Origin of the sequence: Paraburkholderia sp. D15 (assembly GCF_029910215.1) — a bacterium.
Classification (GTDB): domain Bacteria; phylum Pseudomonadota; class Gammaproteobacteria; order Burkholderiales; family Burkholderiaceae; genus Paraburkholderia.
The window spans coordinates 3,856,737-3,880,792 of sequence record NZ_CP110395.1; the positions used below are offsets into that span (position 1 = coordinate 3,856,737).

Annotated in this window: 24 protein-coding genes; 7 read left to right on the plus strand and 17 right to left on the minus strand. The window is 64.7% G+C overall.

All coding sequences use genetic code 11. The features are described from left to right. The first annotated feature begins 127 nt into the window (after positions 1-127). From speE to LFL96_RS16735, 3 genes are all read left to right on the plus strand, one after another. Positions 128-1,012 carry a polyamine aminopropyltransferase gene (speE, locus tag LFL96_RS16725; protein WP_280996314.1) on the plus strand — a complete coding sequence of 295 codons (885 nt, stop codon included), beginning with the start codon at positions 128-130 and terminating at the stop codon, positions 1,010-1,012. A gap of 118 nt (positions 1,013-1,130) precedes the next feature. After that, the gene (locus LFL96_RS16730; protein ID WP_280996316.1) at positions 1,131-1,544 is read left to right on the plus strand and encodes a VOC family protein; all 414 of its coding nucleotides are present in this window, start codon (positions 1,131-1,133) and stop codon (positions 1,542-1,544) included. 19 nt (positions 1,545-1,563) lie between these two features. Then, positions 1,564-2,304 (plus strand): 16S rRNA (uracil(1498)-N(3))-methyltransferase, encoded by a 741-nt coding sequence (locus LFL96_RS16735; RefSeq protein WP_280996318.1) that lies wholly within the window; start codon positions 1,564-1,566, stop codon positions 2,302-2,304. Between the two features lie 201 nt (positions 2,305-2,505). On the opposite strand, the gene LFL96_RS16740 is transcribed toward LFL96_RS16735, so the two are convergent. The 4 genes from LFL96_RS16740 to LFL96_RS16755 form a co-directional block, all read right to left on the minus strand. Continuing rightward, entirely contained in the window at positions 2,506-3,066 is a 561-nt protein-coding gene (locus LFL96_RS16740) for a barstar family protein (RefSeq protein WP_280996321.1), read from the minus strand. 16 nt (positions 3,067-3,082) lie between these two features. Next, positions 3,083-3,499, minus strand: a complete 417-nt coding sequence (locus tag LFL96_RS16745) for a ribonuclease (protein WP_280996322.1) — start codon at positions 3,497-3,499, stop codon at positions 3,083-3,085. A gap of 62 nt (positions 3,500-3,561) precedes the next feature. After that, entirely contained in the window at positions 3,562-3,858 is a 297-nt protein-coding gene (locus LFL96_RS16750; RefSeq protein ID WP_280996323.1) for a hypothetical protein, read from the minus strand. A 114-nt stretch (positions 3,859-3,972) separates the two neighbouring features. Beyond that, a complete protein-coding gene (locus LFL96_RS16755) occupies positions 3,973-6,312 on the minus strand; it encodes an NADP-dependent malic enzyme (RefSeq protein ID WP_280996324.1) in 2,340 nt (779 codons plus the stop codon). 144 nt (positions 6,313-6,456) lie between these two features. Here LFL96_RS16755 and thiL point away from each other — a divergent pair, with 144 nt between their 5' ends. The 4 genes from thiL to LFL96_RS16775 all read left to right on the plus strand — a co-directional run bounded on the left by thiL (position 6,457) and on the right by LFL96_RS16775 (position 9,219). Then, the gene (gene thiL, locus LFL96_RS16760; RefSeq protein WP_280996325.1) at positions 6,457-7,470 is read left to right on the plus strand and encodes a thiamine-phosphate kinase; all 1,014 of its coding nucleotides are present in this window, start codon (positions 6,457-6,459) and stop codon (positions 7,468-7,470) included. After that, the gene (locus tag LFL96_RS16765) at positions 7,460-8,047 is read left to right on the plus strand and encodes a phosphatidylglycerophosphatase A (protein ID WP_280996326.1); all 588 of its coding nucleotides are present in this window, start codon (positions 7,460-7,462) and stop codon (positions 8,045-8,047) included. Before thiL ends, LFL96_RS16765 begins: the two co-directional genes overlap by 11 nt. 90 nt (positions 8,048-8,137) lie before the next feature. Next, positions 8,138-8,638, plus strand: a complete 501-nt coding sequence (locus tag LFL96_RS16770) for a CinA family protein (RefSeq protein ID WP_280996327.1) — start codon at positions 8,138-8,140, stop codon at positions 8,636-8,638. A gap of 62 nt (positions 8,639-8,700) precedes the next feature. Then, positions 8,701-9,219, plus strand: a complete 519-nt coding sequence (locus LFL96_RS16775) for a cupin domain-containing protein (RefSeq protein WP_280996328.1) — start codon at positions 8,701-8,703, stop codon at positions 9,217-9,219. 103 nt (positions 9,220-9,322) lie between these two features. Here LFL96_RS16775 and pyrF read toward each other — a convergent pair whose 3' ends face one another. The 13 genes from pyrF to mtgA form a co-directional block, all read right to left on the minus strand. After that, positions 9,323-10,138 (minus strand): orotidine-5'-phosphate decarboxylase, encoded by an 816-nt coding sequence (gene pyrF, locus LFL96_RS16780; RefSeq protein ID WP_280996329.1) that lies wholly within the window; start codon positions 10,136-10,138, stop codon positions 9,323-9,325. A 192-nt stretch (positions 10,139-10,330) separates the two neighbouring features. Continuing rightward, positions 10,331-11,389: an aldose 1-epimerase gene (locus LFL96_RS16785; RefSeq protein WP_280996330.1), complete on the minus strand. Its 1,059-nt coding sequence runs from the start codon at positions 11,387-11,389 to the stop codon at positions 10,331-10,333. Positions 11,390-11,685: 296 nt separating this feature from the next. Beyond that, positions 11,686-12,639, minus strand: coding sequence for an SMP-30/gluconolactonase/LRE family protein (locus LFL96_RS16790; RefSeq protein ID WP_280996331.1), 954 nt, complete (start codon positions 12,637-12,639; stop codon positions 11,686-11,688). Next, on the minus strand, positions 12,636-13,436 hold the full coding sequence (locus tag LFL96_RS16795) for an SDR family oxidoreductase (protein ID WP_280996332.1): 801 nt from the start codon (positions 13,434-13,436) through the stop codon (positions 12,636-12,638). Before LFL96_RS16795 ends, LFL96_RS16790 begins: the two co-directional genes overlap by 4 nt. 44 nt (positions 13,437-13,480) lie before the next feature. Beyond that, on the minus strand, positions 13,481-14,497 hold the full coding sequence (gene araH / locus LFL96_RS16800) for an L-arabinose ABC transporter permease AraH (protein WP_280996333.1): 1,017 nt from the start codon (positions 14,495-14,497) through the stop codon (positions 13,481-13,483). 54 nt (positions 14,498-14,551) lie between these two features. Next, the gene (gene araG, locus LFL96_RS16805) at positions 14,552-16,087 is read right to left on the minus strand and encodes an L-arabinose ABC transporter ATP-binding protein AraG (RefSeq protein ID WP_280996334.1); all 1,536 of its coding nucleotides are present in this window, start codon (positions 16,085-16,087) and stop codon (positions 14,552-14,554) included. A 171-nt stretch (positions 16,088-16,258) separates the two neighbouring features. After that, the gene (locus LFL96_RS16810) at positions 16,259-17,257 is read right to left on the minus strand and encodes an arabinose ABC transporter substrate-binding protein (RefSeq protein WP_280996335.1); all 999 of its coding nucleotides are present in this window, start codon (positions 17,255-17,257) and stop codon (positions 16,259-16,261) included. A gap of 194 nt (positions 17,258-17,451) precedes the next feature. Further along, positions 17,452-18,228 carry an SDR family oxidoreductase gene (locus tag LFL96_RS16815; protein ID WP_280996336.1) on the minus strand — a complete coding sequence of 259 codons (777 nt, stop codon included), beginning with the start codon at positions 18,226-18,228 and terminating at the stop codon, positions 17,452-17,454. Continuing rightward, entirely contained in the window at positions 18,225-18,905 is a 681-nt protein-coding gene (locus LFL96_RS16820) for a 2-dehydro-3-deoxy-6-phosphogalactonate aldolase (protein ID WP_280996337.1), read from the minus strand. The genes LFL96_RS16815 and LFL96_RS16820 overlap by 4 nt, the downstream gene beginning before the upstream one ends. Positions 18,906-18,950: 45 nt before the next feature. Continuing rightward, a complete protein-coding gene (locus LFL96_RS16825; RefSeq protein ID WP_280996338.1) occupies positions 18,951-20,075 on the minus strand; it encodes a 2-dehydro-3-deoxygalactonokinase in 1,125 nt (374 codons plus the stop codon). Beyond that, entirely contained in the window at positions 20,072-21,079 is a 1,008-nt protein-coding gene (locus LFL96_RS16830) for an IclR family transcriptional regulator (RefSeq protein ID WP_280996339.1), read from the minus strand. The genes LFL96_RS16825 and LFL96_RS16830 overlap by 4 nt, the downstream gene beginning before the upstream one ends. 909 nt (positions 21,080-21,988) lie before the next feature. Next, on the minus strand, positions 21,989-23,128 hold the full coding sequence (locus tag LFL96_RS16835) for an IS481 family transposase (protein WP_280996340.1): 1,140 nt from the start codon (positions 23,126-23,128) through the stop codon (positions 21,989-21,991). Positions 23,129-23,326: 198 nt separating this feature from the next. Continuing rightward, a complete protein-coding gene (mtgA, locus tag LFL96_RS16840) occupies positions 23,327-24,049 on the minus strand; it encodes a monofunctional biosynthetic peptidoglycan transglycosylase (protein ID WP_280996341.1) in 723 nt (240 codons plus the stop codon). Between the last annotated feature and the right edge of the window lie 7 nt (positions 24,050-24,056).

Sequence of the window (24,056 nt, forward strand, 5' to 3'; positions counted from 1 at the left end):
ATGGTGGCGGTATGGTGGCGAAACGGCGGAGGTATGGCGGCGGTATCGCGACGTTGTGCGCCCGCCCGCCGCTTAAAATGGAAAGATGCCAACCTGCCGCGCTGCATCCACAGCCAGCCTGCCCGCCGTGAACGATCCGCTGCTGTTCCACCCGAGTCCCGACGCCGTCTACGGATTTCCGCATGCGCAACGCATTGCCTGCGTCGATTCGCCGTATCAGCGGATCGAGGTCTGGGACACGCCGCTGCTCGGCCGGCTCTTTACGCTGGACGGCCGGCCGATGACCGCGACCGGCGACGAGTTCATCTACCACGAATGCATGGTCCACCCGATCGCGCTCGCGCACCCGTCGCCACGCCACGCGCTCGTGCTGGGCGGTGGCGACGGCGGCGCCGCGCGGCAATTGCTGCGGCACGCGAGCATCGAACGCATTGTGGTGGCCGAACTCGACGCCGACGTGGTGCGGCTGACGCGCGAGCACCTGCCCGAGGTGCACGGCGGCGCATTCGACGACCCGCGCGTCGAGCTCGTGATCGGCGACGCCGCGCAGTACGTCGCCACGGCGGAACCGGCGCGTTTCGATCTGGTGATATTCGACCTGACGCCGCCGGATTCGCCCGCGGCCGCGTTGTACACGCAGGCCTTCCACGCCCAACTCAAACGCACGATGAGTCCAACCGCCGCCCTCTCCATGCATCTCGGCTCGCCTGACTTCCATCCGCAACGTGTCGCCGCGCTGCTCGACGGCTTGCGCGCGTCGTTCGCGCAGGTCCGCACGATGAGCGCCTTCGTCCCGCTCTACGGCGCACTGTGGATGATGGCCACCGCCAGCGACACCCTCGACGTGGCCGCCATCGACCGCGACACGCTCGACGCACGCCATGCGCGCTTCGCCGCCCGCGGTCTGGACGCCCACCTCAAGTACTACGACAACGCAGTACATGCCGGACTGTTCTCATCATCGCGCGCCGTGCGCGATAAACTAAGTCAATTCTTAAAGCCAACGAGCTAAAGCGTGGGCACAATGCGCGGTTCGGTCGAACCGCGCGATCGACGACGCATCGATCGCGCAGGTGTCCACCGCTCCCGGCAGCATGCGTCCCGCCAAACCCATCGATCCGGAGAACCCCATGACCGCCTCCCGTCCAGCCGGTGTGCCCTGGTTGACCCCCTATCTGACGGTGCGCGACGCCCGTGCATCGGCCGCGTTCTTCTCGGCGGCGTTCGGCTTCGAGTTGCGCGACAGCGTGGAGGACGACGGCGCGGTCATGCATGTCGAGATGACCTACCAGGGCCAGTTGATCGTGATGTTCGCGCCGGAAGGCGCGTTCGGCTCGGCGGCCCAAACTCCGAAGAGCGCCGGCGCGATCGCGCCGCAATCGTTCTACATCTATGTCGACGACGTCGACGCGGTCTATGACCGGGCGCTCGCGGCCGGCGCCAAATCATTGAGCGAGCCCCAGGACCAGTTCTGGGGCGACCGCTTCGCCCAGGTCGAAGATCTGGACGGCTACCGTTGGGCGCTCGCGCGCCATCTCTCCTGAACCAATGAGTATTTCCCTGATGCCTCGCTTCTTCGTCGGCATGTCGCTCCAAACCGACGACATCACGCAGCTTCCTGATGACGTCGTACGCCATATTCTTGTTCTGCGCCTGCAACCGGGCGATTCGATCGCGTTGTTCAACGGCGAGGGCGGCGAATACAGCGCCGAACTCGTCGAGGTCGAACGGCGTTCGGCCAAGGTTGTCGTGCGCGAATTCCGTCCCATCGAAATCGAAACGCCCTATCACCTCACGCTTGCGCAAGGTATCGCCGGCGGCGACAAGATGGACTGGCTGATCGAAAAGGCGGTCGAACTCGGTGCGTCGTGCTTCATGCCGTTGACCACCACGCGCAGCGTCGTGCGGCTGTCCGGCGAGCGTGCGCAGCGGCGGCACGTGCACTGGCAAGGCATTGTGCGAGCGTCGTGCGAACAGTGCGGGCGTAATCGCCTGCCCGAGGTCATGCCGGTGCGCGAAATCGCCACCTGGCTCGGCGCGTTGCCGCGCATACCGGAAGACGGCGAGTTGCGGATTCTGCTGTCGCCGCGTGCGAGCATCAGTTTTTCGGCCTTGCCCACGGAACCGCCGCGAGGCCGCGTTACCGTGCTGGTCGGCCCGGAAGGCGGTTTTTCAGCCGCCGAGGAAGCCGCGGCAACCGAGCACGGCTTCACCGCCGTCGGCCTCGGGCCACGCGTGTTGCGTACCGAAACGGCGGGGATCGCCGTGCTGTCGGCGCTAGCCGCGCGCTGGGGAGGCTGGTGACACGGCGAGGATTACGCCGGTCATTGCGCGGGTCACCGGCGCAGCGCTCAACGCGATAACACGCCCAGACACCTCGACGCTCAGCATCAACCGGCTACGCGCCGCCAGGCGCACGAAGCACACCACAAAAGCAAAGGCCCGCCATTCGGCGGGCCTTTTTTCTCAACCGCTGCGGCCAGAAAGCCGCCGGCTAAATCAACGTCAAGCGAACGAGTAGAACACCCGGAACGCGACCTTGCGTTCCGCCCAGAACTCGGCCGCTTCGCGGAACACGTCGAGCAGGGTCTCGCGGCCTTCCTTGTCGAATTTCTGCGCAATCGGCAACTGTTCGAGCACGATCACGAAGCCCGGTTGTTCGCCGGCCTTCTGCACGAGATCGGTCAGGCAGTCGTACAGCGCGTCGTAATTCTTGCCGAAGTGCTTCGGAAACAGGAACGAGGTCGCGATGGTCTCCAGCACTTCCTGCTTGGACAGCGCGTTCGCGCAGTACGCATAGAGAAAATGCTGACCGAGCTGGTTCGCCTCGTCGGCCAGATCCTGCACGCGAAACGCGCGGATGGACTGTACGATGTTCGGTCGTACGGTCTTGAAAAGACTCATGGGCTCCTCGTTCGATGAAACCACAGTGCCTGTTTCGCTCTGGTTCTCGCGGCCCTGATCGCCGGCGCGCATCTGCATGACGCGTTGGAACAAATTGCCGTCGCCGGCCGCGAAAAGATCCGTCGCGACTCCGGTGTCGTGCGCGTAGACGTTGTCGCTCATGCCGTTCATCCCGATGTCATTCAACAATACGATTAAAACTGGTGTAGTGGTCGTCCGAGTAGTAACAATTGTCGGTTCGCCTTAGCGGACCGCCGCAGACGATGCGACGTGCCCCGCGATTGCGTGCGCGAGGCGTGGGTACGGTGTATTCGTGGTAGTAACCGCGCCGATGGGGCGGCAGCAACCGTTCGCGGTTGCCGAATACGATGCCGTCCTTCTCATATGGGTAAGGCCCGCCGGCGGCGATCAAGTTCAACGTATTGACCGCTTCGCGCGGCAATTGCGCCAGCGCAATGGTGCCTTGCACCTGAGCGTTCGTCGTGCCGGGCGCCGTGGTGTCGCGCGCCAACGCGCCAGGCACGGAACCGGATAAAACGCACAGCGTTACAGCACCGATCAGCACGCCTTTCATGCCAAGCCACTTGCGTGCCATGTCTCAGGGTTCCCCGCTGTTAGATCACGAGTTTGACGACCATGAAAGTCGTAAGGGTATCGCTAATAGCCTTTGGAATCAACGTTCACCGGGCGGCCGAGCCGCTTCGATCGCGCGAAACGGGCCACCAGACTGACTTTGACGACTTTTGACAGAATTGTTATCCCAACCGGGCTAAACTTTAGCCCGATTCGGCCAACACGCGCGGATCGCGCTGAATCCGGCTTGCGATTCGGCTGCGCGATCAACCGGCCGCTCACCTGACGGCGGGCGTCCGGATGGTCGAATGCGTTGAAGGCTGGATTGTGCGGATTGCCATTTCCGGGTGACTTTCCCCAGTTCACCCAAGGCGTGCCCATTGCGGGCACGCCATTTTTTTGCGCGACGCCGGACCACCCGCGCCGCTCCGGTTCAACCGGGCGGCACGACGAAGGCCGTCGCGCCGCTCGGCATCCCGCTCGATGTGGGCCCGCTCAGCGTGCCGCGATCACGTCCGCGACCAGCAGCGCCGTCATGTTGACGATCCGGCGCACCGTCGCCGATGCGGTCAGCACGTGCACCGGCTGAGCCGCGCCCAGCAGCATCGGACCGATCGCGATGTTGTTGCCGGCCGCCGTCTTCAGCAGGTTGTACGAGATGTTCGCCGCATCGATGTTCGGCAGTACCAGCAGGTTCGCGTCGCCTTCCAGCGTCGAGTCGGGCAGCACTTCGCGGCGCAGGTTCGCGTCGAGCGCCACGTCGCCGTGCATTTCGCCGTCCACGTGCAGCTCCGGCGCGCGTTCGCGCAGGATCTCCAGCGTATCGCGCATCTTCTGCGCGGTCGGCGCGTTGCTCGAACCGAAGTTCGAGTGCGACAGCAGCGCGACCTTCGGCTCGATGCCGAAGCGGCGCACTTCTTCGGCCGCCATGATGGTGATTTCGGCCAGTTGCTCGGGCGTCGGGTCGACGTTCACGTGCGTATCGACGAGGAAAATCTGGCGGTTCGGCAGCACCAGGCCGTTCATCGCGCCGTAGACCTTGCGGCCTTCCTTCTTGCCGATCACCTGATCGATGAAGTGCAGGTGACGGTGCGTGGTGCTGACCGTGCCGCAGATCATGCCGTCCGCCTCGCCCTTCTTCACCAGCATCGCGCCGATCAGCGTGGTGCGGCGGCGCATTTCGAGCTTCGCCATCTGCTCGGTGATGCCCTTGCGCGACATCATCTTGAAGTATTCCTGCCAGAAGTCGCGGTAACGCTCGTCATGATCGGTGTTGACCACCGTGTAGTCCTGACCCGCGATCAGCCGCAGACCGTAACGCGCAATGCGCTGCTCGATCACCGCCGGACGGCCGATCAGGATCGGCTTGGCCAGCTTTTCGTCGACGATGATCTGCATGGCGCGCAACACGCGCTCTTCCTCGCCTTCCGCGAACACGATCCGCTTCTTCTCCGGCTCGACGCCACGCGCGACCTGGAAGATCGGCTTCATGGTCGTGCCGCTGTGATACACGAATTGCTGCAGATGCTGCTCGTACGCATCCATGTCTTCGATCGGACGCTCGGCGACACCCGAGTCCATCGCGGCCTTCGCGACAGCCGGCGCGACCTTGACGATCAGACGCGGATCGAACGGCTTCGGAATCAGATATTCCGGACCGAACGACAGATCCTGAATGCCGTACGCGGTCGCGACGATATCGCTCTGCTCCTGACGCGCCAGTTCGGCGATCGCATTGACCGCCGCGATTTCCATTTCCCGCGTGACCGTCGTCGCGCCCGCATCCAGCGCGCCGCGGAACAGGAACGGGAACACCAGCACGTTGTTCACCTGGTTCGGATAGTCGGTGCGGCCCGTGCACAGCACGGCGTCCGGACGCACTTCGAGCGCGAGTTCCGGCAGGATTTCCGGCGTCGGATTGGCCAGCGCGAGGATCAGCGGCTTGTCGGCCATCTGCTTGACCATGTCCTGCTTCAGCACGCCGCCGGCCGACAGGCCGAGGAAAACGTCCGCGCCCGGAATGGCTTCGGCGAGCGTGCGGGCGTCGGTTTCACGCGCGAAGCGCTCCTTGTCCGGGTCCATCAACTCGACGCGGCCCTTGTAGACGACGCCGGCCAGATCGGTGACGGTGATGTTTTCGAGCGGCAGGCCGATATCGACCAGCAGGTCCAGACAGGCCAGCGCCGCGGCGCCCGCGCCGGACGACACCAGCTTGACGTCCTTGATGTCCTTGCCGACCACCTTCAGCCCGTTGGTGATCGCCGCCGCCACGACGATCGCCGTGCCGTGCTGGTCGTCGTGGAAAACCGGAATCTTCATGCGCTTGCGGCATTCGCGTTCGACGATGAAGCAGTCCGGCGCCTTGATGTCTTCCAGGTTGATCCCGCCGAAGGTCGGCTCCAGCGCGGCGATCACGTCGACCAGCTTGTGCGGATCGGATTCGTTCAGCTCGATATCGAACACGTCGATGCCGGCGAACTTCTTGAACAGCACCGCCTTGCCTTCCATGACCGGTTTCGACGCGAGCGGCCCGATGTTGCCCAGACCGAGCACGGCGGTACCGTTCGTGACCACGCCGACAAGATTGCTGCGCGCGGTGAAACGCGCGGCATTCAGCGGATTCTCGACGATTTCCTCGCACGCGAACGCCACGCCCGGCGAATACGCCAGCGCGAGATCGCGCTGGTTGATCATCTGCTTGGTCGGGGCGATCGCGATCTTCCCCGGGGTGGGGAACTCGTGGTAATCGAGAGCGGCTTCGCGGAGTTTGCTATTGACGGGAGTCGACATAAGGCGGGCTTCGAAGGGCAGATTAGAATAGACGTTCGACGGCATTGTAGCCCCAATCGCCGGGCCAATTCCTTCAAAACGGGTACAACTGCCGCGACCGTAATAGAGCGAAAGGCGGATGTCGCCACTTTGTACAATGCGCGCCGTTCGCCGCGGTTCACGGCATTTATCCGCTCACCTACCGTCACCATGCTCTCCGAGTTTTCCCTGATCGACCGTTTTTTCGCGCGCCGCGCGGCCACAGCAACCACTCGTTCGTCCGACGCCGCGAGCGGCACACTCGGCATCGGCGACGACTGCGCGCTCTTCGCGCCGCCGGCAGGTGAAATGCTGGCGATATCGACGGACATGCTGGTGGAAGGCCGTCATTTCTTCGCCGATGTCGATCCTGAGGCGCTGGGCCATAAAGCGCTCGCGGTGAATCTGTCGGATCTCGCGGCAATGGGCGCGCGCCCGCAAGCCTTCACGCTGGCGTTTTCGCTGCCGAAGGCCGACGAAGCCTGGCTGGCCGCGTTCAGTGAAGGCCTCTTCGCACTGGCCGAACGCCACGCTTGCGCGCTGATCGGCGGCGATACGACCGGCGGCCCGTTGAATCTGTGCATCACCGTGTTCGGCAGCGTGCCGCCGCGAATGGCGCTGCGCCGCGACGCCGCGCAACCCGGCGACGACATCTGGATCTCCGGCGTGCTCGGCGACGCGCGCGCCGGTCTCGGCGTGCTGCGCAACGAATGGACCGCCGCCCATGCCGCCGACGCCGTGTCGTTTCGCCGCGCGCTCGAACGTCCCGAGCCGCGCGTCGCGCTCGGTCTGGCGCTGCGTGGCATCGCGCACGCGGCGCTCGATCTGTCGGACGGACTCGCGGGCGATCTGCTGCATATCCTCGAACGCTCCAACGTACGCGCCACCGTCGATGCCGACGCGGTGCCGCGCTCGGACGCGCTGCGCCGTCTGCCGCCCGAGATCCAGCGGCGTTGCACGCTCGCCGGCGGCGACGACTACGAACTGTGTTTCACGGCGCCTGCGTCGGCGCGGGCCGCGGTCGAAGCAGCCGGTCACGAGGCAGGCGTGGCGGTCACGCGCATCGGTACAATAAGCGCTCCCGGCGCGGCAACCCCGGCAGCCCCAGCGATCGACTGGCGCGACGCCGCCGGCGCGCCGCTCACTTTGACCTTGCAAGGCTTCGACCACTTTCATGCAGACTGATCCTCCGCTCGGTCCCGCCGACGAACTCATCGGCGGCCAGCCTCCACGGGCGCCGCAAGAGCCGAGCGCACCCGATCCGCAGGCACCGCGCCCGCCGCGCCGTGCGAGCGCGCGTTTCATGCTGTCGCATCCGCTGCATATTCTGTCGCTCGGTTTCGGCAGCGGCCTGTCGCCGGTCGCGCCGGGCACCGTCGGCACGCTGTTCGCGTGGGCGTCGTTCATCGTATTGAGCCGCTATCTGACCGTGACCGAATGGGGCGTGCTGATCGTGCTCGGTTTTATCGGCGGCATCGCGCTGTGCGGCTTTACCGCGAAGCGGCTCGGTATCGACGATCCGTCGCCGGTCGTGTGGGACGAGATCGTCGCGTTCTGGCTCGTGCTGCTGATGGTCACGCCCGCCACGCTGACCGATCAGTTGTGGGCGTTCATCGTGTTCCGCTTCTTCGACATGGTGAAACCGCCGCCCATCGGTTATTTCGACCGCCGCCTGAAAGGTGGCTTTGGCATCATGTTCGACGACCTGGTCGCCGCATTTTTCACGCTGCTCGTGATAGCGCTCTGGCGCATGTCGGTCTGATCGCCTGACTTCACCCGGCGGCCGCCCGATGCCGCCGGACTTCGCCCGCTGCCTCGTAACTCCGTTACTCCGTCACTCCGGATAGACGCCATGCCTACCGATTCCGTCGTTCACCAACTCGCGATCCGCGTGAGCAACCGTCTGCGCGACGAACGCCTGATGCTCGTCACCGCCGAGTCCTGTACCGGCGGCATGGTGGCGACCGCGATCACCGATATTTCCGGCAGCAGCGGCTGGTTCGAACGCGGCTTCGTCACGTACTCGAACCAGGCGAAGAGCGAAATGATCGGCGTCCCCGCCGACATGATCGACAAACACGGCGCGGTCAGCGAGCCGGTTGCGCGCGCGATGGCCGAAGGCGCGCTGCGCAACAGCCGCGCGCAGGTGTCGCTGTCGATTACCGGCGTCGCCGGCCCTGGCGGCGGCACGGAGACCAAGCCGGTCGGCATGGTGTCGTTCGGCTGGAGCAACCGGCTGCATACGTCGGTGGAAACGAAGATTTTCAAGGGCGATCGCGAACAGATCCGCGTGCAGGCCGCGGCCCATGCGCTGCGCGGCGTGCTGGCGCTGCTCGACGAACGCGAACATTGATCGAATCGAACTGAAACGAATCCACCGGGCGTCCGCGCGGACGCGCTTGCAGGGAAGAAACCATGTCCGAATCGCACGCGAACGTCGCCAAAGACGAACTGATTCGCCGCTTCGATCTGAAGCCGCATCCCGAGGGCGGATTTTTCCGCGAGACGTACCGGTCGGCGGAGCGGGTAACGCGTGAAGGGAGCGCGGCGCAGACGCGCTCGGCATCCACGGCGATCTATTACCTGTTATGCGATGGCGCGCATTCCGCGTGGCATCGGATCAAGTCCGACGAAGTCTGGCATTTCTATGCCGGCGCGCCGCTGAACGTTCATGTGCTGGATGAAAGCGGCGCGCTGGTCACGCATCGGCTGGGAAATCCGTTGACGCATCCGGATGCGGTGTTTCAGGCCATGGTGCCGGCCGGATTATGGTTCGCCGCCGAATGTGCCGATCCCACGACTTACGCGCTGGTGGGCTGCACCGTCGCGCCGGGGTTCGAATTCAGCGAATTCGAACTGGCGGAGATGGATGCGTTGAAGTCGCGCCATCCGCGACATTCAACCTTGATCGAAAGGCTGGGGCCGGCTGCCTAGCCGGCCTTTTTTGAAGCGCAAGTGGGCGGTGCCATTGCACGGCGCGGCGGCGCTTTGAGCGAAGAACCACTGCCCTCGCGCGGCCCGCTCTCCGCCCACACACTCAACGAAACGCGTTGATCCGATCGCGCGTTTCCATCGCGGCTTTCGCGGCCGCGTCGGCGAAATCATCGCCCTTGCTCGCATAAATGATCGCGCGCGACGAATTGATCAGCATGCCCGTGCCGTTCGCGGTGCGGCCGGCATTGACGGTGGCCTGCACGTCGCCGCCTTGCGCGCCGATGCCGGGAATCAGCAACGGCATATCGCCGACGATCCCGCGCACCACTTCGATTTCCTTCGGGAAGGTCGCGCCGACCACCAGCGCCAGCTGTCCGCTCGCATTCCACTTGTCCGCCGCCAGTTGCGCGACGACCTGATACAGCGGGCGTCCACCGGTTTCGAGGAATTGCAGATCGGAGCCGCCCGCGTTCGACGTGCGGCACAGCACGATCACGCCCTTGCCCTCGTGCTCCAGATACGGCTGGATCGAATCGAAGCCCATGTACGGATTTACCGTCACCGCGTCGGCCCGATAACGCTCGAAGGCCTCACGCGCGTATTGCTCGGCGGTGCTGCCGATGTCGCCGCGTTTCGCGTCCAGAATCACCGGCAGGCCCGGATGGTTCGCGTGAATGTGCGCGATCAACGCTTCGAGCTGATCTTCCGCGCGATGCGCGGCGAAGTACGCGATCTGCGGCTTGAACGACGACGCGTACGGCGCGGTCGCATCGACGATCGTGCGGCAGAACTCGAAAATCGCATCGGCGCGGCCGGCGAGCGCGCCGGGGAATTTGCTGGGCTCGGGATCGAGGCCGACGCACAACAGCGAATTCGTGCGCAGCCAGGCGTCGTTGAGTGTCGGGATGAAATGGGACATGGGAGTCTCGCGGCGAGCAGGTGAACGGAAGTGGCCGGTATTTTACCCGTCCTGCACGGCGAGCCGCGACGGGCGCGGCATCAGCGGCATCAGCGGCATCAGCGGCATCAGCGGCATCAGCAGCATGAGCGGCATCAGCGCGGCACCGGCAACATGAGCGCGGCGCCAGCGCACCGCGCCCCCTGCCTTCCGTTAGCGCCGCTTCGCTCCGCGCGCGCCCGGCATCGACCGCAATCCCGTCCGTTCCACGGTGAAGCGGAACGTGCGCGTGAGCCGTTCGCCGCGCGCGAGCATCGTCATGCCGTTTTCACTCGCGCCGCCGGCGAGGTTCATCGCATTGATCGGATGATCGACCGGCTCGAAGCAGAAGAAGTCCTGGCCGGGCGGCGTGTACAGCACGTAGTAGTCGGTATCGGCGGCGATGTTCAGCGACAGACGCCGCTTCGGCCACACGACCGCCGCCTGTCCGCTCCAGCCGGTGAACGCGTGATTGACCATCGTCTCCGGCAACGGATACGCGACGCCGAATTGCCATGCGGGCGGCGCCGGCACGTGGCGCTGCGGCAGCCAGTCGTCGCCGGACAGCCACAGCCCGCCCGCCGCCGCCGATAGTTCGGTGTCCGCATCGCGCACGAAGAACGGATGCACGCCGAGCCCGAACGGCAACGCCTCGCGGCCCGCATTTTCGATTTCCAATGCAATGACGAGCGTCGGGCCGTCGAGCGTGTAGGTCTGGCTCGCGCGATACGCATACGGCTTGCCGTCGCGCCGATCGAGCGTCAGCCGCACGTTTTCGCGCGTGGCCTCGGCCACCTGCCACGCGGACTGCCAGCCGTCGCCGTGAATCGGCAGCGGTTCGTCGGCGCGATTGCGCGGCACCTCGACGCGCCGCCCCGCCACATGAAAATGCCCGCCGCCGATGCGGTTCGAGTACGGCAACAACGGATAGCAGGCCAACTGGTTCGGCTGCGTGTCGGCCGTGACGTGACGGCAGCGCCGGAACACCGGCGTCAGCGCGCCGTCGTTGCGCCAGTCGAAGCGGGTGATGCCACCGCCGAGGGTCGGCGCGACGTCGAGCCGCAAATGCGCGTTGGCGAGCGTGATGCAGGCGACATCGCCGCCGCTGCTTTCGCCGACCGCCACCGCCGACGTGCTCGGCCCCGGCAGTACCGGATTGGCCGCCGCCGCGAGTCGCGAGCGTCGGCTCTGGGTGGTCGGCGGTGCGCCGGAAACAAGATTCGCAACAGTCATATCTGGCTCCATCGAGAGGCTTGTGACATTGCCGTCATGGCTGACGGATGCTGTTGGGCGATTTTCTTGAACCGGTCGCCTCGAGGTACTTCCTGCATGCCGACGTTCTGCTGGCACTGGAATCGCGGCATCTGCTACTGATTCAATACGACTCGTTCGAATGCGTCGGCATGCATCGGTTTGCTGCTATTTGCTGCCGTTTGTCGCCGCTTGCCGCGGTTGGCTTCCAACTACGCAAGCGGCATGGAGCGCCGCCCGCCGCCGCATCCTGTCGAAAGCGGCTGCGTCATTCTGCGCTATGCCGGCGCGCCTTGGAACACCGGTTCGGGCAAACCACGCCGCGCGACCGTCGCAACGAACACGCCGCCCGCGTGCGGATCGCCGCTCAGCGCCGCTGCGTCGAGGTCGCAGCGGGCGCTCGTCACGTACAGCGTGCCGAGTTGCGCGCGCCCAACACGTTGCGTCGGCGCCGCGCCGCCCAATGCGACACAGCTAGGCTGCGCGGTCGGTACGTCGACGCGCTCCGTTTCCACGCCGTCCGGACCGTAGCGCACCACGCGCCGGCCCCCCCATTGCGCATTCCACAAGCCGCCATCGCGATCGACGGTCGAGCCGTCGGGTTCGCCGGTCGCATCGGTCAGGCGTACGAACAGGCGGTCGTTGGCGACGCTGCCGTCGGCGCGGTAGTCGCACGCGCGGATTTCGCGCGTCGGCGAATCGCAGTAGTACATCGTCGCGCCGTCCGGACTGAACGCGATGCTGTTCGAAATCGCGGGCGCCGGCAGCGCGAGACGCTCCAGCGACAGATCGCGATTCAGACGGTAGAAGCCGCCCACCGCCTTGAGCGGCGAGCCTTCGTCCTTGGTGCCGAATACGAAACGGCCCTGACGGTCGCAACGGCCGTCGTTCACGCGCGTATTCAGCCCCGGCTCCACGTCGACGATGCGGCGCATTTCGCCGGTCGCCAGATCGAAGAACGCGAGGTGGCTGGCGAGCCCGAGCAGCAAATAATGCGGATCGGCACACAGCGCGAATGTGGCGAGCCGTTCCGGCATGCGCCAGAACGTGCTGCGGCCGTCGGCGGGATCGTGACGCCACAACCGCGCGCCTTCGATATCGACCCAGTAGAAACGGCCCGTCGCGGCGCACCACGTCGCGCCTTCGCCGAGCGTGCATTTCGTGTCGAGCAGCAGCGCGGCCGGCTGCGTCCCGCGAACGCCGGACTCGGCGTGGTTGGCGTCCCCGCTCACGCCCAACCTCCGTCGACGATCACGTCCTGCGCGGTGATCATGCGGCTGTCGTCGGCGGCGAGGAACAGCGCCATGCGCGCGAGATCGGCGGGCTCCAGCTCCGCGTCGATGCACTGGCCCTCCTTGATCGACCGGCGGCCCGCGTCGTCGAGCCACAGACGCTTCTGCTTGTCCGTCATCACCCAGCCCGGCACCAGCGAATTGACGCGGATATCGAAATGCCCGAGATCGCGCGCGAGGCCGCGCGTCAAACCCTGCACGGCCGCCTTCGACATCACGTAGACCGGATAGCCGCCGTTCTTCAGCATCCAGCTGATGGAGCCGAGGTTGATGATCGAGCCGCGCCGCGCGGCCTTCATGTCTTCCATCACCGCCTGCGCCGCGAAGAACTGGTGACGGATGTTCACCGCGATGCCCGCGTCGAACGACTCGCGCGTGACTTCGCCGATCGTATGACGCCGGTCGTTCGCGGCGTTGTTCACCAGCACCTCGATCGGGCCGAGCGCGGCCTTGACGTCGGCGATCGCTTTTTGCAGCGCGTCAATGTCGGTCAGATCGCAGGCGAGGAACAGCGGCTTGTGCTTCGAATCGCCGAGTTGATCGGCAAGCGCTTCGCCCGCGCTCGCATCGATATCGAAGAACGCGACGCGCGCGCCCTGCGCCGCGAAATGTTCGACGAACGATGCGCCGATGCCGGTCGCGCCGCCCGTGATCAACACCGTACGGTCGACGAGACTCGGATAGCGGGCGAACGCGGTATCCGCGAGACGGGCGTTTGCATTGGCCGGAGACGACATCGTTCGATTCCTTTAGAGCTATTTCTGTTTAACGGACCGGCAGTTCAATCCCGCGAGCCGCGGTTCTTCAACTGGTCGAGCAGCACGGCGGCCAGCAGGATCGCGCCGCGCACGAGGTACTGATAGAACGCGTCGATGTTCATCAGGTTCATCACGTTCTCGACCGTGCCCATGATCAGCACGCCGATCACCACGCCGGAAATCGTCGCGCGTCCGCCGAGCAGCGACACGCCACCCAGCACGCACGCCGAAATCACGTTCAGCTCGAAGCCTTCGGCGGCGTTCGGCTGACCCGACGTGATACGCGAGGCCAGAATCACGCCGGCCAGCGCCGTCACCGCGCCCTGGATCAGGAAGATGTAGACACGCGTGCGTTCCACGTTGATACCGGCGAGACGCGACGCTTCCGGATTACCGCCGATCGCGAGCGTATTGCGGCCGTACACGGTCTGGTTGAGCATCACGCCGAACACGATGAAGCACAGCAGCGTGACCCAGATCGGCAGCGACACGCCGAAGAAGCTCAGGCCGCCGAGCGCGATGAACGTGTCCGACGACACGCCGACCGCCTGGCCGTGCGAGACGATGAAGCCCAGGCCGCGGACGATTTCCATCGTCGCGAGCGTGGTGATCAGGGCGTTGATGCGCAGATACGCGATCACCGCGCCGTTGACGAAACCGATCACCGCGCCCGCCGCCACCGCGGCGATGATCGCGATGAAGGTGTTGCCGGTGGCGTTGAGCACCATCGCGCACAACACGCCGGCGAACGCGACCGTCGACCCCACCGAAAGATCGAAGTCACGCGACGCGAGACAGAACATCATCGTGCACGCGACCATGCCGATCTGCGAGATCGACAGCGCGAGACCGAGCATGTTCTCGATCGAGAAGAAGTGATCGACGGTCAGCGACATCGTGACGAACATCACGACGAAGATCACGATCAGGCTGTATTCGGTGATCTGCTGCCACCATTTCGCCTTGTCGTTGGACTGCGGAATCAGCGCATCGGCGGCGCCTTTGGCGGCCTGTTGCGCGAGGTTTTCTCTGGCTTGCATGTTGAAGACTCCTCCCGTTCCCCACGGGTTGCCGGACTTGCGTCCAAATAAGGTTCAGGCTGCCTGTTCGGCGGTCTGGGTTCCGGGTAATGCGGTTGAACTTTGCGGCAGCGCGAGACCCAGCACCGCCTGTTCGGTTGCGTCCTTGCGCGCCAGTTCGCCGGAGATCCGGCCCTGGCGCATGACGACGATCCGGTCCGAGACGCCGAGCACTTCCGGCAACTCCGACGAAATCATCACGATCGCGCAGCCGCGTTCGGCCAGCTGGTAGATCACGTTGTAAATTTCGTGCTTCGCGCCGACGTCGATCCCGCGCGTCGGTTCGTCGAGAATCACGACCTTCAGATCGGGCTCCGCCAGCCAGCGCGACAGAATCGCCTTCTGCTGATTGCCGCCCGACAGGAAGCGGATCTTTTGACGGCGGCTGGGCGTCTTGATCTTTAGCAGCTTGATGAAGCGGTCGGCGGTCTCGGCTTCCTTCTTGCGGTCGAGGAACATGCCCGCGCGCAGATAGTGGCGGCGGCAACTGATGTTGATGTTCTCCGACACGGTCGCCATCGCGACGATGCCTTCTTCCTTGCGGTCTTCCGGACACAGCACGATGCCGTGGCGAATCGCCTCGCCGGCGCTGCGTACCTTGATCGGCTTGCCGTCGAGCGTGATTTCGCCGCCTTTCTTGTGATCGGCGCCGTACACCAGATGCATCAGTTCGCTGCGGCCCGCGCCCACCAGGCCGAAGAAACCGACGATCTCGCCGCGCCGCACCTCGAAGCTGGCCGGCTGCGCGAGCGCGTGACCCTCGATCGCTTTGGCCGCGAAGCGCACTTCGCCGAGCGGCCGCGCCGAGTAGTTATAGATATCGGCAATCTCGCGCCCCACCATTTCGCTGACGATGGTGTCGCGCGACACGCCTTCGAGCGTCGGATGCGATGCCACCTTGCGGCCGTCGCGGAAAATCGTGCACGCGTCGCACAGTTCGTAGATCTCGTCCATGCGGTGCGAGATGTAGATCATCGCGCGGTTGTCAGCGCGCAGATCGCGCACCAGCTTGAACAGCACCTCGGTCTCGCGGTGCGACAGCGAGCTGGTCGGTTCGTCGAGCGCGATCACGCGCGCGTTGCGCAGCAGCGCCTTGCAGATTTCGACCATCTGCCGTTGCGCGATGGAGAGCTTGCGCAGCTTCGCGTTCGGATCGAGCGCCACGCCCATCGCTTCGAGACGTTCGCGCACGAAGCGTTTCGCCTCGCGCTTGTTGACCCAGCCGAGCGAGTTCGGCAGCTGGCCGAGCAGCAGGTTTTCCGCGACCGTAAGGTCGGGCACGTATTGCAGTTCCTGGTGAATCACCGCGATACCCGAGGCAATCGACGAGGCCGCGCTCGTGAAGCGCACCTCGTTGCCGTCGATCATCACGCGGCCCGAGTCGGGCTGGTATTCACCGCCGAGAATCTTCAGCAGGGTCGATTTGCCCGCGCCGTTTTCGCCCATCAGGCCGTGCACCTGGCCGACGTTGACGTCGAAGGACACACCGTCGAGCGCGCGCACGCCTGGAAAAACCTTACCGATATTGTCAAAACGTAGCGTCGCTGACACTTCGCCTCCTGTGTCGACGGGAGTTAGCGCTTTAGCGCTTACTCCCGTCCCATGCCGCGTAGCGGCGGTCGATCAGAGTCGGCGCTTTAGCGCTGACTCTGATCCCATGCCGCACCGCGGCGGTCAACCGGAGCCGGCGCTCGCGCCGACTCCAGCCCCATCTCCAACCGCTTAGTTCGCCGCAAGACCCATCTTCTGACGCACGTCCGCGACGTTGTCACGCGTGGCCAGCATGCCGGTCGTCAGCGTGAGCATCGGCGGTTCCTTGCCTTGCGTGATCCAGTCGTACATCAGCGTCGAGGTTTCTTCGCCGTGGCGCTTCGGGCTGATGATGACCGTGCCGTAGAAGCCCGTCGGCGTCGGCTTCTTGAACTCGTTGAGCGCCGAGTCCGAACCGCCGATGCCGATGCCGATCATGTTGTCCGCCTTGAAGCCGCGGCCTTCCGCTGCGCGCACCGCGCCGAGCACGCCTTCGTCGTTCAGCGCGTACGCCACCCAGTGCTTGAACTGCGGGTTCTTGGTCAGCGCGATGTTGGCGGCGTTGAACGCGTTTTCCGTGTCGGTCTTCGCTTGCGGCGCGGCGATGATGTTCGCCTTCGGGAAGCCGGCGGCGACCAGCGCGTCGGTCGCGCCGCTGGTGCGGTCATGCGCGGTCGGCAGCTGTTCGTAGGTCACGTCGATCGCGCCCACGTCCTTCATGTCCCAGCCGCGCTTCTTGATTTCCGCCGCGAGGCCGTCGCCGACCTGCTTGCCGATGTTGTACGCCGAGATGCCCATATGCGGCACCGACGCGATCGGCTTGCCCGAGCCGTCGACCAGACGGTCGTCGACCGTCATCATCTTCAGGCCGTCGGCCTTCGCCTTCGCGACGATGCCCGGTCCGAGCTTGACGTCGGGCGTGCAGATCACGAAGCCCTGGGCCTTCTGGGCCGACAGGTTATCGATCGCGCTCATGACCTTCTCGCCCGACGGCGCACCGATCTTCACCAGCGTGAAGCCTTTCTCCTTGGCGGCGATTTCGGCGAACTTCCATTCGTCCTGGAACCACGGCTCTTCCGGCTGCTTCACGAGGAAGCCGATCTTGACCGGATCGGCCGCCTGCGCGACCGGCGCGTTGAAGAGCACACCTGCCGCCGCTGCTGCCAGCGTGAGGAAAATTCTACGTTTCATGATGCTGTCTCCTGACTAATTGGTAACGAGAAGGTAGTGGCCGCGTCTTCTTGTTCCGGGCGTGACACACGCGGCCAGCGCGTCGTCCGGTGAAACGGTGGTGCCTTTGCTGCGGGTGCTGCGGTTTCTCGGTGATGCGGTTTCTGGTGCTGCGTTGCTGTCGAGTTGCGATTTCGTCGTGGATCAGTCGTGACTCAGTCGTGATAAAGCGCCGAGCGTCCACCATCCACGGTGATGCAGCTCGCGTTGATGAACGGCGCCTCGTCGGAGGCGAGAAACACGGCCGTCATCGCCACTTCTTCCGGCCGGCCGATGCGTTTCATCGGCTGCAGATCCAGCGTTGCCTGCTTTGCCGCCGCCGGATCGGCCTGTTCGTTCCACCAGTCGAGCGTCAATTGCGTTTCGATATAGCCCGGCGCGATCGCGTTGACCCGCACGTTGCGCGGCGCGTACTCGATGCCGAGCGCGCGCGTCAGGCCGATCACGCCGTGCTTCGCGACCGGATACGGGAAGCAGCCCGGAATGATCTTGAACGCGTGCGTCGACGCGATATTCACGATGCTGCCCGCGCCGCGTTCGACCATGCCCGGCAACACCGCGCGGCAACCGTTCCACACGCCGTCGAGATCGACCGCGAAGCAGCGGCGCCAGTCGTCGTCGGTCATCGTCAGCGGATCGCAGAACACGTTGATGCCGGCGTTGTTCACCAGCACATCCAGCTTGCCGAACGCCTGCTCGCCCTCGCTCACCGCCTGCTGGACCGAAACCGACTGCGTGACGTCGGTGCGCACCGCGATCACCGGCGCGCCGGTTTGCGAGCGGATGCGCTCCGCCGTTTGCCGCGCGGTGTCGATATCCAGTTCCGCCAGCACGACAGCCGCCCCTTCGCGAGCGAACGCGAGCGCGATCGCCGCGCCGATGCCGCGTCCGGCGCCGGTGATCAGAGCCGCTTTGCCGGCGAGCCGTGTCATGCCTTCGCTCCAGCGCGGGCAATCCGCAGACCTTCGATGAACGCCTTCGCATGCGAGGCCGTCGTCGCCACGTCTTGACCGGGCTTGTACAACGCCGAGCCGAGGCCGAAGCCATTCGCGCCCGCGCTGAGGAACGGCCCCATGTTGTCAGGCGCGACGCCGCCGACCGGCACCAGCGGCACCTGCGCCGCGATCACCGCGCGCCAGGCTTTCACCACATGCGCGCCGAGCTGTTCGGCGGGGAACATCTTGAGCACGTCCGCGCCGTTCTTCAGCGCGATGAACGCTTCGTTGGGCGTCGCGACGCCCGGCGCGCAGGCCATGCCCTGCGCCTTCGCGGCAATCACGACATCGGGGTCGCTATGCGGCATCACGATCAGTTCGCCGCCCGCCGACTTCACTTCGTTGACGAAGCTCGGATGCAGCACGGTGCCCGCGCCGACGATCGCATCGGCCGGCAACGCGTTGCGGATCGCCGCGATGCTGTCGAACGGCTGCGGCGAATTCAGCGGCACCTCGATGATGCGAAAGCCCGCTTCATAGAGCGCCTGGCCATGCGCCGCGGCGTCGGCGGGCGTGATGCCGCGCAGGATCGCGATCAGCGGACACGCGTCGAAGGCGGCGGCGAGGCCCGCGTGCGGCAGGTACGGTGCGGGCAGATTGATGTGAGGTTGCATGTCGATTCCTTGTTTCGTGAGCGGTGCGTGCGCGTCGGCGCGGCGTCAGCCGGCCCGTGCCGCGTGAGCGGCCGGATTGACGAGCCCCGCCTGCGAGGCGACGCGCCACAGACCGCGCTCGGTGGCGTGCTTGACCAGCTCCGCCCGGGTGCAGCCGAATTGCGCCAGCGCGAGGCGATAGCGCTCGCACAGCGCTTCGTTGCCGATCAGACGCAGGCTCTGGCCCGCGACCGAGTTCTGTTGCTGCATCAGCACGGCTTCCAGGCCGGCCAGTTCGTGTCCGATCAGCAGGCCCGACAGATAGTCGGGTTGCTGTTCACGCGACAGTTCGCCGGTGAGACCGAGCGTGCGCGTGCTGAAGATGGTCGCGAGGACGCCGGCCTGTCCGCGGTCGCGCGCGATCTTCACGCCGCGCAGGAACGCGGCGGTGTCCGGCCGGTCCGGCGTGAGCATCGTGCGGCCGAGGATCGTGTGTTCGCGCAGCGCCGCGAAGACTTCGCCGGTCATGAAGGTGTGAAAACGTTCGATGCGGTCGGCTCGCACCACGGCCCATTTCGCGTGCGTGCCGGGGAGACCGATCAGGGTGCTGGATGCCAGGGGCGATGCGTTTGCCGTGGACGATGCGCCTTCCGGGTTCGATGCGTGCACCGGATGCCGAGCCTGTCCGGCGTAGCTCTCGCCAATCTCGCTGCTGCCCGTGTCCGATGTGTTCGCCGGCTGGGCGAGCGCGCCGAAAATCTGCGTCTCTTCGCCACGCATCACGTTGGGCAGTTCGCCGCGTTGCAGGACGCCCGGCACGATGTGCAGCGTCACGCCGCACGCCGCCTTCACACGGACGATGCCCGCCACCAGCGCATCGGCGCTGGCCGGCGCTTCGACGTACGGCGCTTCGACCCAGCCTTGCGCGCTGCCGACCATGCCGGCCGCAATCACCGGCACGCCGGGCGCCTGTGCGAGCCACGGGCCGCAGGCGTCCTCGAAGGCGGCGTCGAAGCCGCCCTCCTCGGCCGGGCGCGGCAGGTTCATGATGCCGGCCGTCGATGCATGCGTCGCCAGCACGTGACCTGCTGCGTCGAACAGGTAGGCACGCAGCGATGTCGTGCCCCAGTCGAGCGCGATCAATACCGCGGACGGACGGTTGGCCGAAGAGGGAGAACCCGCTTGCGTCATCGTTTGATCCTGCGGGTAGTCGGTTGCGGGGCACGCCAGCCGAGTTCTTCCGAGATCGCGCGGGCTTCGCGCTGCACGACGGGAATCAGTTCGTCCATGCGTTCCAGCGACATGTACGGGATCGTGCTGGCCACCGACAGCGCCGCGACCACCGCACCCGACGCATCGCGCACGGGTGCCGCGACGCAGCGGATCGACGCCTCGTTTTCCTCGAGGTCGAAGGTATAGCCGCCGGCCGCATAGGCCGCCATGCGCTGCATGAAAGTGGGCGCGTCGGGACGGTTATCCGGCTTGAAGCTGACGCCGGCGAGCGCGCGGCGCGATGCGTCGAACAGCGACTGCCAGGTCTCCGGCTTGAGGTCGAGCATCATCGCCTTGCCGATGCCCGTGGACGCGAGCGGCATGCGATGGCCGACACGCGAACGCATTTCGAGGCCGCGCGTGCCGGGGATCTTGTCGATGTACAGGACGTCGTCGCCATCGCGGACGCCGAGGTGGATCGTGTCGAGCGTCTGTTCCGCGAGCGATTCGAGATGCGGACGCGCGACGGCGGTGAGCGGCATCTGTTCGAGCGCGATGGTGCCGAGTTCGATCAGTTTGGGGCCGAGCAGGTAGCCGCCTTGCACCTGACGGAGGTAGCGCGCCTGAACGAGGCTACTGACCAGCCGATGCGTGGTGCTGCGGGTCGTGCCGAGCGCGGCGCCGAAAGTGCGCAGATCGCGGACGCCGGCGGCGGCCGCTTCGAGGATGGCGAGACCACGCAGGAGCGTTTGCGTGCCCGCTTGCTGGGGGGTGATGTCCAGCAGCGTGCTGGGCAGCGCGATTTCGTCGGCGGCTGGGCGCGGGTGGGCGCTGGGCGCGGGGCCGTTGACAGCGCGTTGCGGTTTCGCGGGTTGGGCGGAGACTGCTGGCAATGCCAGATCGGTGTCCGCGGTGGTGTCCGCTGCCTCGGCTGTTTCTACGCTGGCCGCGCTTGCGGCGTGAGTTGGCATCGCTTTGTTCATGGCGATTCGCTTTCGATGGCGTTCTTTTTTGCGCTTACAGCGCGGGGCCGGAGAGGTGGCCTTGATGTGCCGGCGTGCCTGTGGCGTGGCTTTGCGCTCGTAGCGCGGGCTGGTGGCTTCGCGGCATGGTTGGGTTTGTCTCCGGTTTTTTGCGCGTTCGCGCTGTTGTTGTTGTGGATTGTAGGGGGGTTTTTTTGAAAGCTCCAATATGTGAGTGTTGGATTCATATAATGGGATTTGGGTTGCCGTGGGCTTGGGGTTTGGTGGTTTTTCTGGCTTTTCCTTGTTTTCTGGCTTTTTGGCTTTTCCTTGTCTGGCTCTTTGGCCTTTCCTTGATTTGTTAGTGGCTATTGGCGTCGCCCCTGTGCGGGGCAGGCACTTACTTTCTTTGCCTGCCGCAAAGAAAGTAAGCAAAGAAAGCGGCTTCACACCGCTAACTCTTAAGCGGGTCCCCCGCACAGCCACAGTAGTGGCCCATCTGGAATCCGTGCTCCCGCACACTCCACCTCAGTGACAAAGCCATCATTCATCCCGACTCGCGCACGCGCTCGCCGGAGCGGTTCGCTCAGGAACAGTGGCTTCGTTTGGGTTGGGTGGGGCCGTCGGCTGCGCCTCGGCGAGGCGCCGGAAAAATCGAGGGGATTGAAATGCCGCGGTCAGAACGACGGAGGGCGGTGTTTGATGGACCCGGGGGCGCGCGAAGCGCTGCCGGAAGCATGACTGCTGTGTCACGGAGGCGGAATGTGCGAGAACACGGATTCCAGATGGGCCACTATCGGGACTGTGCGGGGGCTCCGCTTAAGAATTAGCGGTGTGAAGCCGCTTTCTTTGCTTACTTTCTTTGCGGCGGTGTTTAGACCGGAGACATAGGTAACAGATGTGCGGAGACATGGGTAACACATGATCCGCTCATTCCTGCTGGTTCAGGTTGATGGTTCCGAAGCGGTGATGCGCAAAAAACAGGTCGTAGCAGTTCTCTTCATCGACGCGCGCGCGGATGGCCACGGGCAGGTTCTGCAATGCATTTGATACCTTGAATCGCCGGTTCCTGAAGCGTAGTTCGCCGTTCCACTTCACGCACTGCACGTGATCGTTTTCGCCGTACTCGATTGGCGGCAGGATCTCCGGATAGGCGCGCGGACTCGGTCGATAACGCGTAACCGGGGTCGCCATGTCCAGCGCCTGATGTGGGCGCTGATGGTTGTAGACCGTGCGCCACTCATCGAACGCCTGCTGCGCGCTGGACAGATTCCTGAAGTGGCGTCCGGCGATCACCTCGGCCTTCAGCGTGCGGTGAAACCGCTCCTCCTTGCCGTTGGTCTGCGGATGCGCCACGCGGCTGTGTGACAGGCGCACACCCAGCCGGATGAGCCAGATGGCCAGTTCGGTCAACTGGCCCGGCTGGCTGGGGCTGCCCCACGGCGAACCGTTGTCCGCGTTGATGCGCCGCGGCAGCCCATAGCGGCGGAAGGTGCGCTGCAGATGATGCTGCACGATCCGGGTGTCGGTGCGAATGCAGGCATCGAGCGTCACGTTGTAGCGCGAATGATCGTCCAGCAGGGTCAGGGGCGAACAGTGGCGGCCGTCCTGCAGGTCGAACCAGCCCTTGAAATCCATCTGCCAGAGATCGTTGGGCTGTGCATGCTCGAAGCGCTGCCAGGCCGTGGCGGCCTCGGAGGCAGCCGGGTCGATGAGCCCGTGACGATGCAGGATGTCCGTCACGGTACTCGGGGCCGGCACGTCCCTGTGGCCCAGGTCGCACAGACGCCGGCTGATCTTGCGTCCACCCCAGGCGGGGTGTGCCCGCCGCAGTTCGACTACCTGCTGCTCGACTGACGGTGGCGTGCGCGCCGGATTCTGCAGGGGGCGGCGCGAGTGATCTGTCAGCGCGGCAACGCCGCCCTGCGCGTGGCGCTCAAGCCACTTGTAGCCGGTCTTCGGACTGATGCCAAAGCGCCGGCACAGGTCGCGACGGTTGGCGCCTTCCTGCAAGGCCAGATGGACGAATTCCAGACGCAGATTCATGGTGTCTCTCGGATTCCAGGGCATGACCGGCTCCAGGCGATTCGCTCGCCAAGAGTGTTACCCATGTCTCCGTACACCCGTTACCTATGTCTCCGGTCCATACACGGCGGCAAAGAAAGTAAGTGCCTGCCCCGCACAGGGGCGACACTAATAGACCACTAAGAAAACAAGGAAAGGCCAAAGAGCCAAAAAAAAACCCCAATCAGAAAAAACCGAAAAATATCAATCCGGCAATTCCGCCGCCCCCATCCTTTGCGCAATAACCCGCGCCCTCTGCGCAAGATATCCCGACTTCCGATGTTCATCAAAATACTTAGGCTGCGGCAACATAACCGCCAACCTCGCAGACTGCCCACCCGTCAGCTTCGCGGCCGAAGTCTTATAATAATATCGAGCTGCAGCCTCAGCCCCATAAACCCCATTCCCCCACTCAACGGAGTTGAGATAAATCTCGAATATCCGCTGCTTGTCCATCAACGTCTCAAGCATCCACGTAATAATCAGCTCCTGCCCCTTCCGGATATAACTCTTCTCCCGGGACAAAAACAGATTCCGTGCTAATTGCTGTGTAATCGTCGACCCACCCCGAACAATCTTGCCCTTGGCCTTATTCCGCTCCCAAGCCTGCAAAATCGCATCGGTTTCATATCCGTTGTTATTAACGAAATTCGCATCCTCCGAAGCAATAATCGCCCGCTTCAGATTATGCGAAATCTGCTCATACGGCACCCACGTCCGTTGTAACGTCAAGCCCGGTTTATCCTGCGACAATCGCCACGCATCCGACCGCATAAACGCCGTCGAAGACGGATTCACGTAATTCCAGATCGCGATCTGTGCAAAGTAAAAAGCCTGCGTCGCCAACCACGCGATCGCCACCACCATGCCCAGATAAAACATCCATCGCACCGGTCCTGGCCGGGTCGCGCGCCGCGTCACCGTCATCTGCTTA

Bases quoted from the DNA above. Each gene is read 5' to 3' on its own strand.
- LFL96_RS16820 (WP_280996337.1), bottom strand. From the start codon at position 18,905: ATGCAACCTCACATCAATCTGCCCGCACCGTACCTGCCGCACGCGGGC.
- LFL96_RS16750 (WP_280996323.1), bottom strand. From the start codon at position 3,858: ATGGGCACGCCTTGGGTGAACTGGGGAAAGTCACCCGGAAATGGCAAT.
- LFL96_RS16835 (WP_280996340.1), bottom strand. From the start codon at position 23,128: ATGCCCTGGAATCCGAGAGACACCATGAATCTGCGTCTGGAATTCGTC.
- LFL96_RS16770 (WP_280996327.1), top strand. From the start codon at position 8,138: ATGCCTACCGATTCCGTCGTTCACCAACTCGCGATCCGCGTGAGCAAC.
- mtgA (WP_280996341.1), bottom strand. From the start codon at position 24,049: ATGACGGTGACGCGGCGCGCGACCCGGCCAGGACCGGTGCGATGGATG.
- pyrF (WP_280996329.1), bottom strand. From the start codon at position 10,138: ATGTCCCATTTCATCCCGACACTCAACGACGCCTGGCTGCGCACGAAT.
- LFL96_RS16765 (WP_280996326.1), top strand. From the start codon at position 7,460: ATGCAGACTGATCCTCCGCTCGGTCCCGCCGACGAACTCATCGGCGGC.
- thiL (WP_280996325.1), top strand. From the start codon at position 6,457: ATGCTCTCCGAGTTTTCCCTGATCGACCGTTTTTTCGCGCGCCGCGCG.
- LFL96_RS16755 (WP_280996324.1), bottom strand. From the start codon at position 6,312: ATGCCGTCGAACGTCTATTCTAATCTGCCCTTCGAAGCCCGCCTTATG.
- LFL96_RS16735 (WP_280996318.1), top strand. From the start codon at position 1,564: ATGCCTCGCTTCTTCGTCGGCATGTCGCTCCAAACCGACGACATCACG.
- LFL96_RS16740 (WP_280996321.1), bottom strand. From the start codon at position 3,066: ATGAGCGACAACGTCTACGCGCACGACACCGGAGTCGCGACGGATCTT.
- araH (WP_280996333.1), bottom strand. From the start codon at position 14,497: ATGCAAGCCAGAGAAAACCTCGCGCAACAGGCCGCCAAAGGCGCCGCC.
- LFL96_RS16730 (WP_280996316.1), top strand. From the start codon at position 1,131: ATGACCGCCTCCCGTCCAGCCGGTGTGCCCTGGTTGACCCCCTATCTG.
- LFL96_RS16830 (WP_280996339.1), bottom strand. From the start codon at position 21,079: ATGAACAAAGCGATGCCAACTCACGCCGCAAGCGCGGCCAGCGTAGAA.
- LFL96_RS16745 (WP_280996322.1), bottom strand. From the start codon at position 3,499: ATGGCACGCAAGTGGCTTGGCATGAAAGGCGTGCTGATCGGTGCTGTA.
- LFL96_RS16775 (WP_280996328.1), top strand. From the start codon at position 8,701: ATGTCCGAATCGCACGCGAACGTCGCCAAAGACGAACTGATTCGCCGC.
- LFL96_RS16825 (WP_280996338.1), bottom strand. From the start codon at position 20,075: ATGACGCAAGCGGGTTCTCCCTCTTCGGCCAACCGTCCGTCCGCGGTA.
- LFL96_RS16810 (WP_280996335.1), bottom strand. From the start codon at position 17,257: ATGAAACGTAGAATTTTCCTCACGCTGGCAGCAGCGGCGGCAGGTGTG.
- LFL96_RS16815 (WP_280996336.1), bottom strand. From the start codon at position 18,228: ATGACACGGCTCGCCGGCAAAGCGGCTCTGATCACCGGCGCCGGACGC.
- LFL96_RS16785 (WP_280996330.1), bottom strand. From the start codon at position 11,389: ATGACTGTTGCGAATCTTGTTTCCGGCGCACCGCCGACCACCCAGAGC.
- LFL96_RS16795 (WP_280996332.1), bottom strand. From the start codon at position 13,436: ATGTCGTCTCCGGCCAATGCAAACGCCCGTCTCGCGGATACCGCGTTC.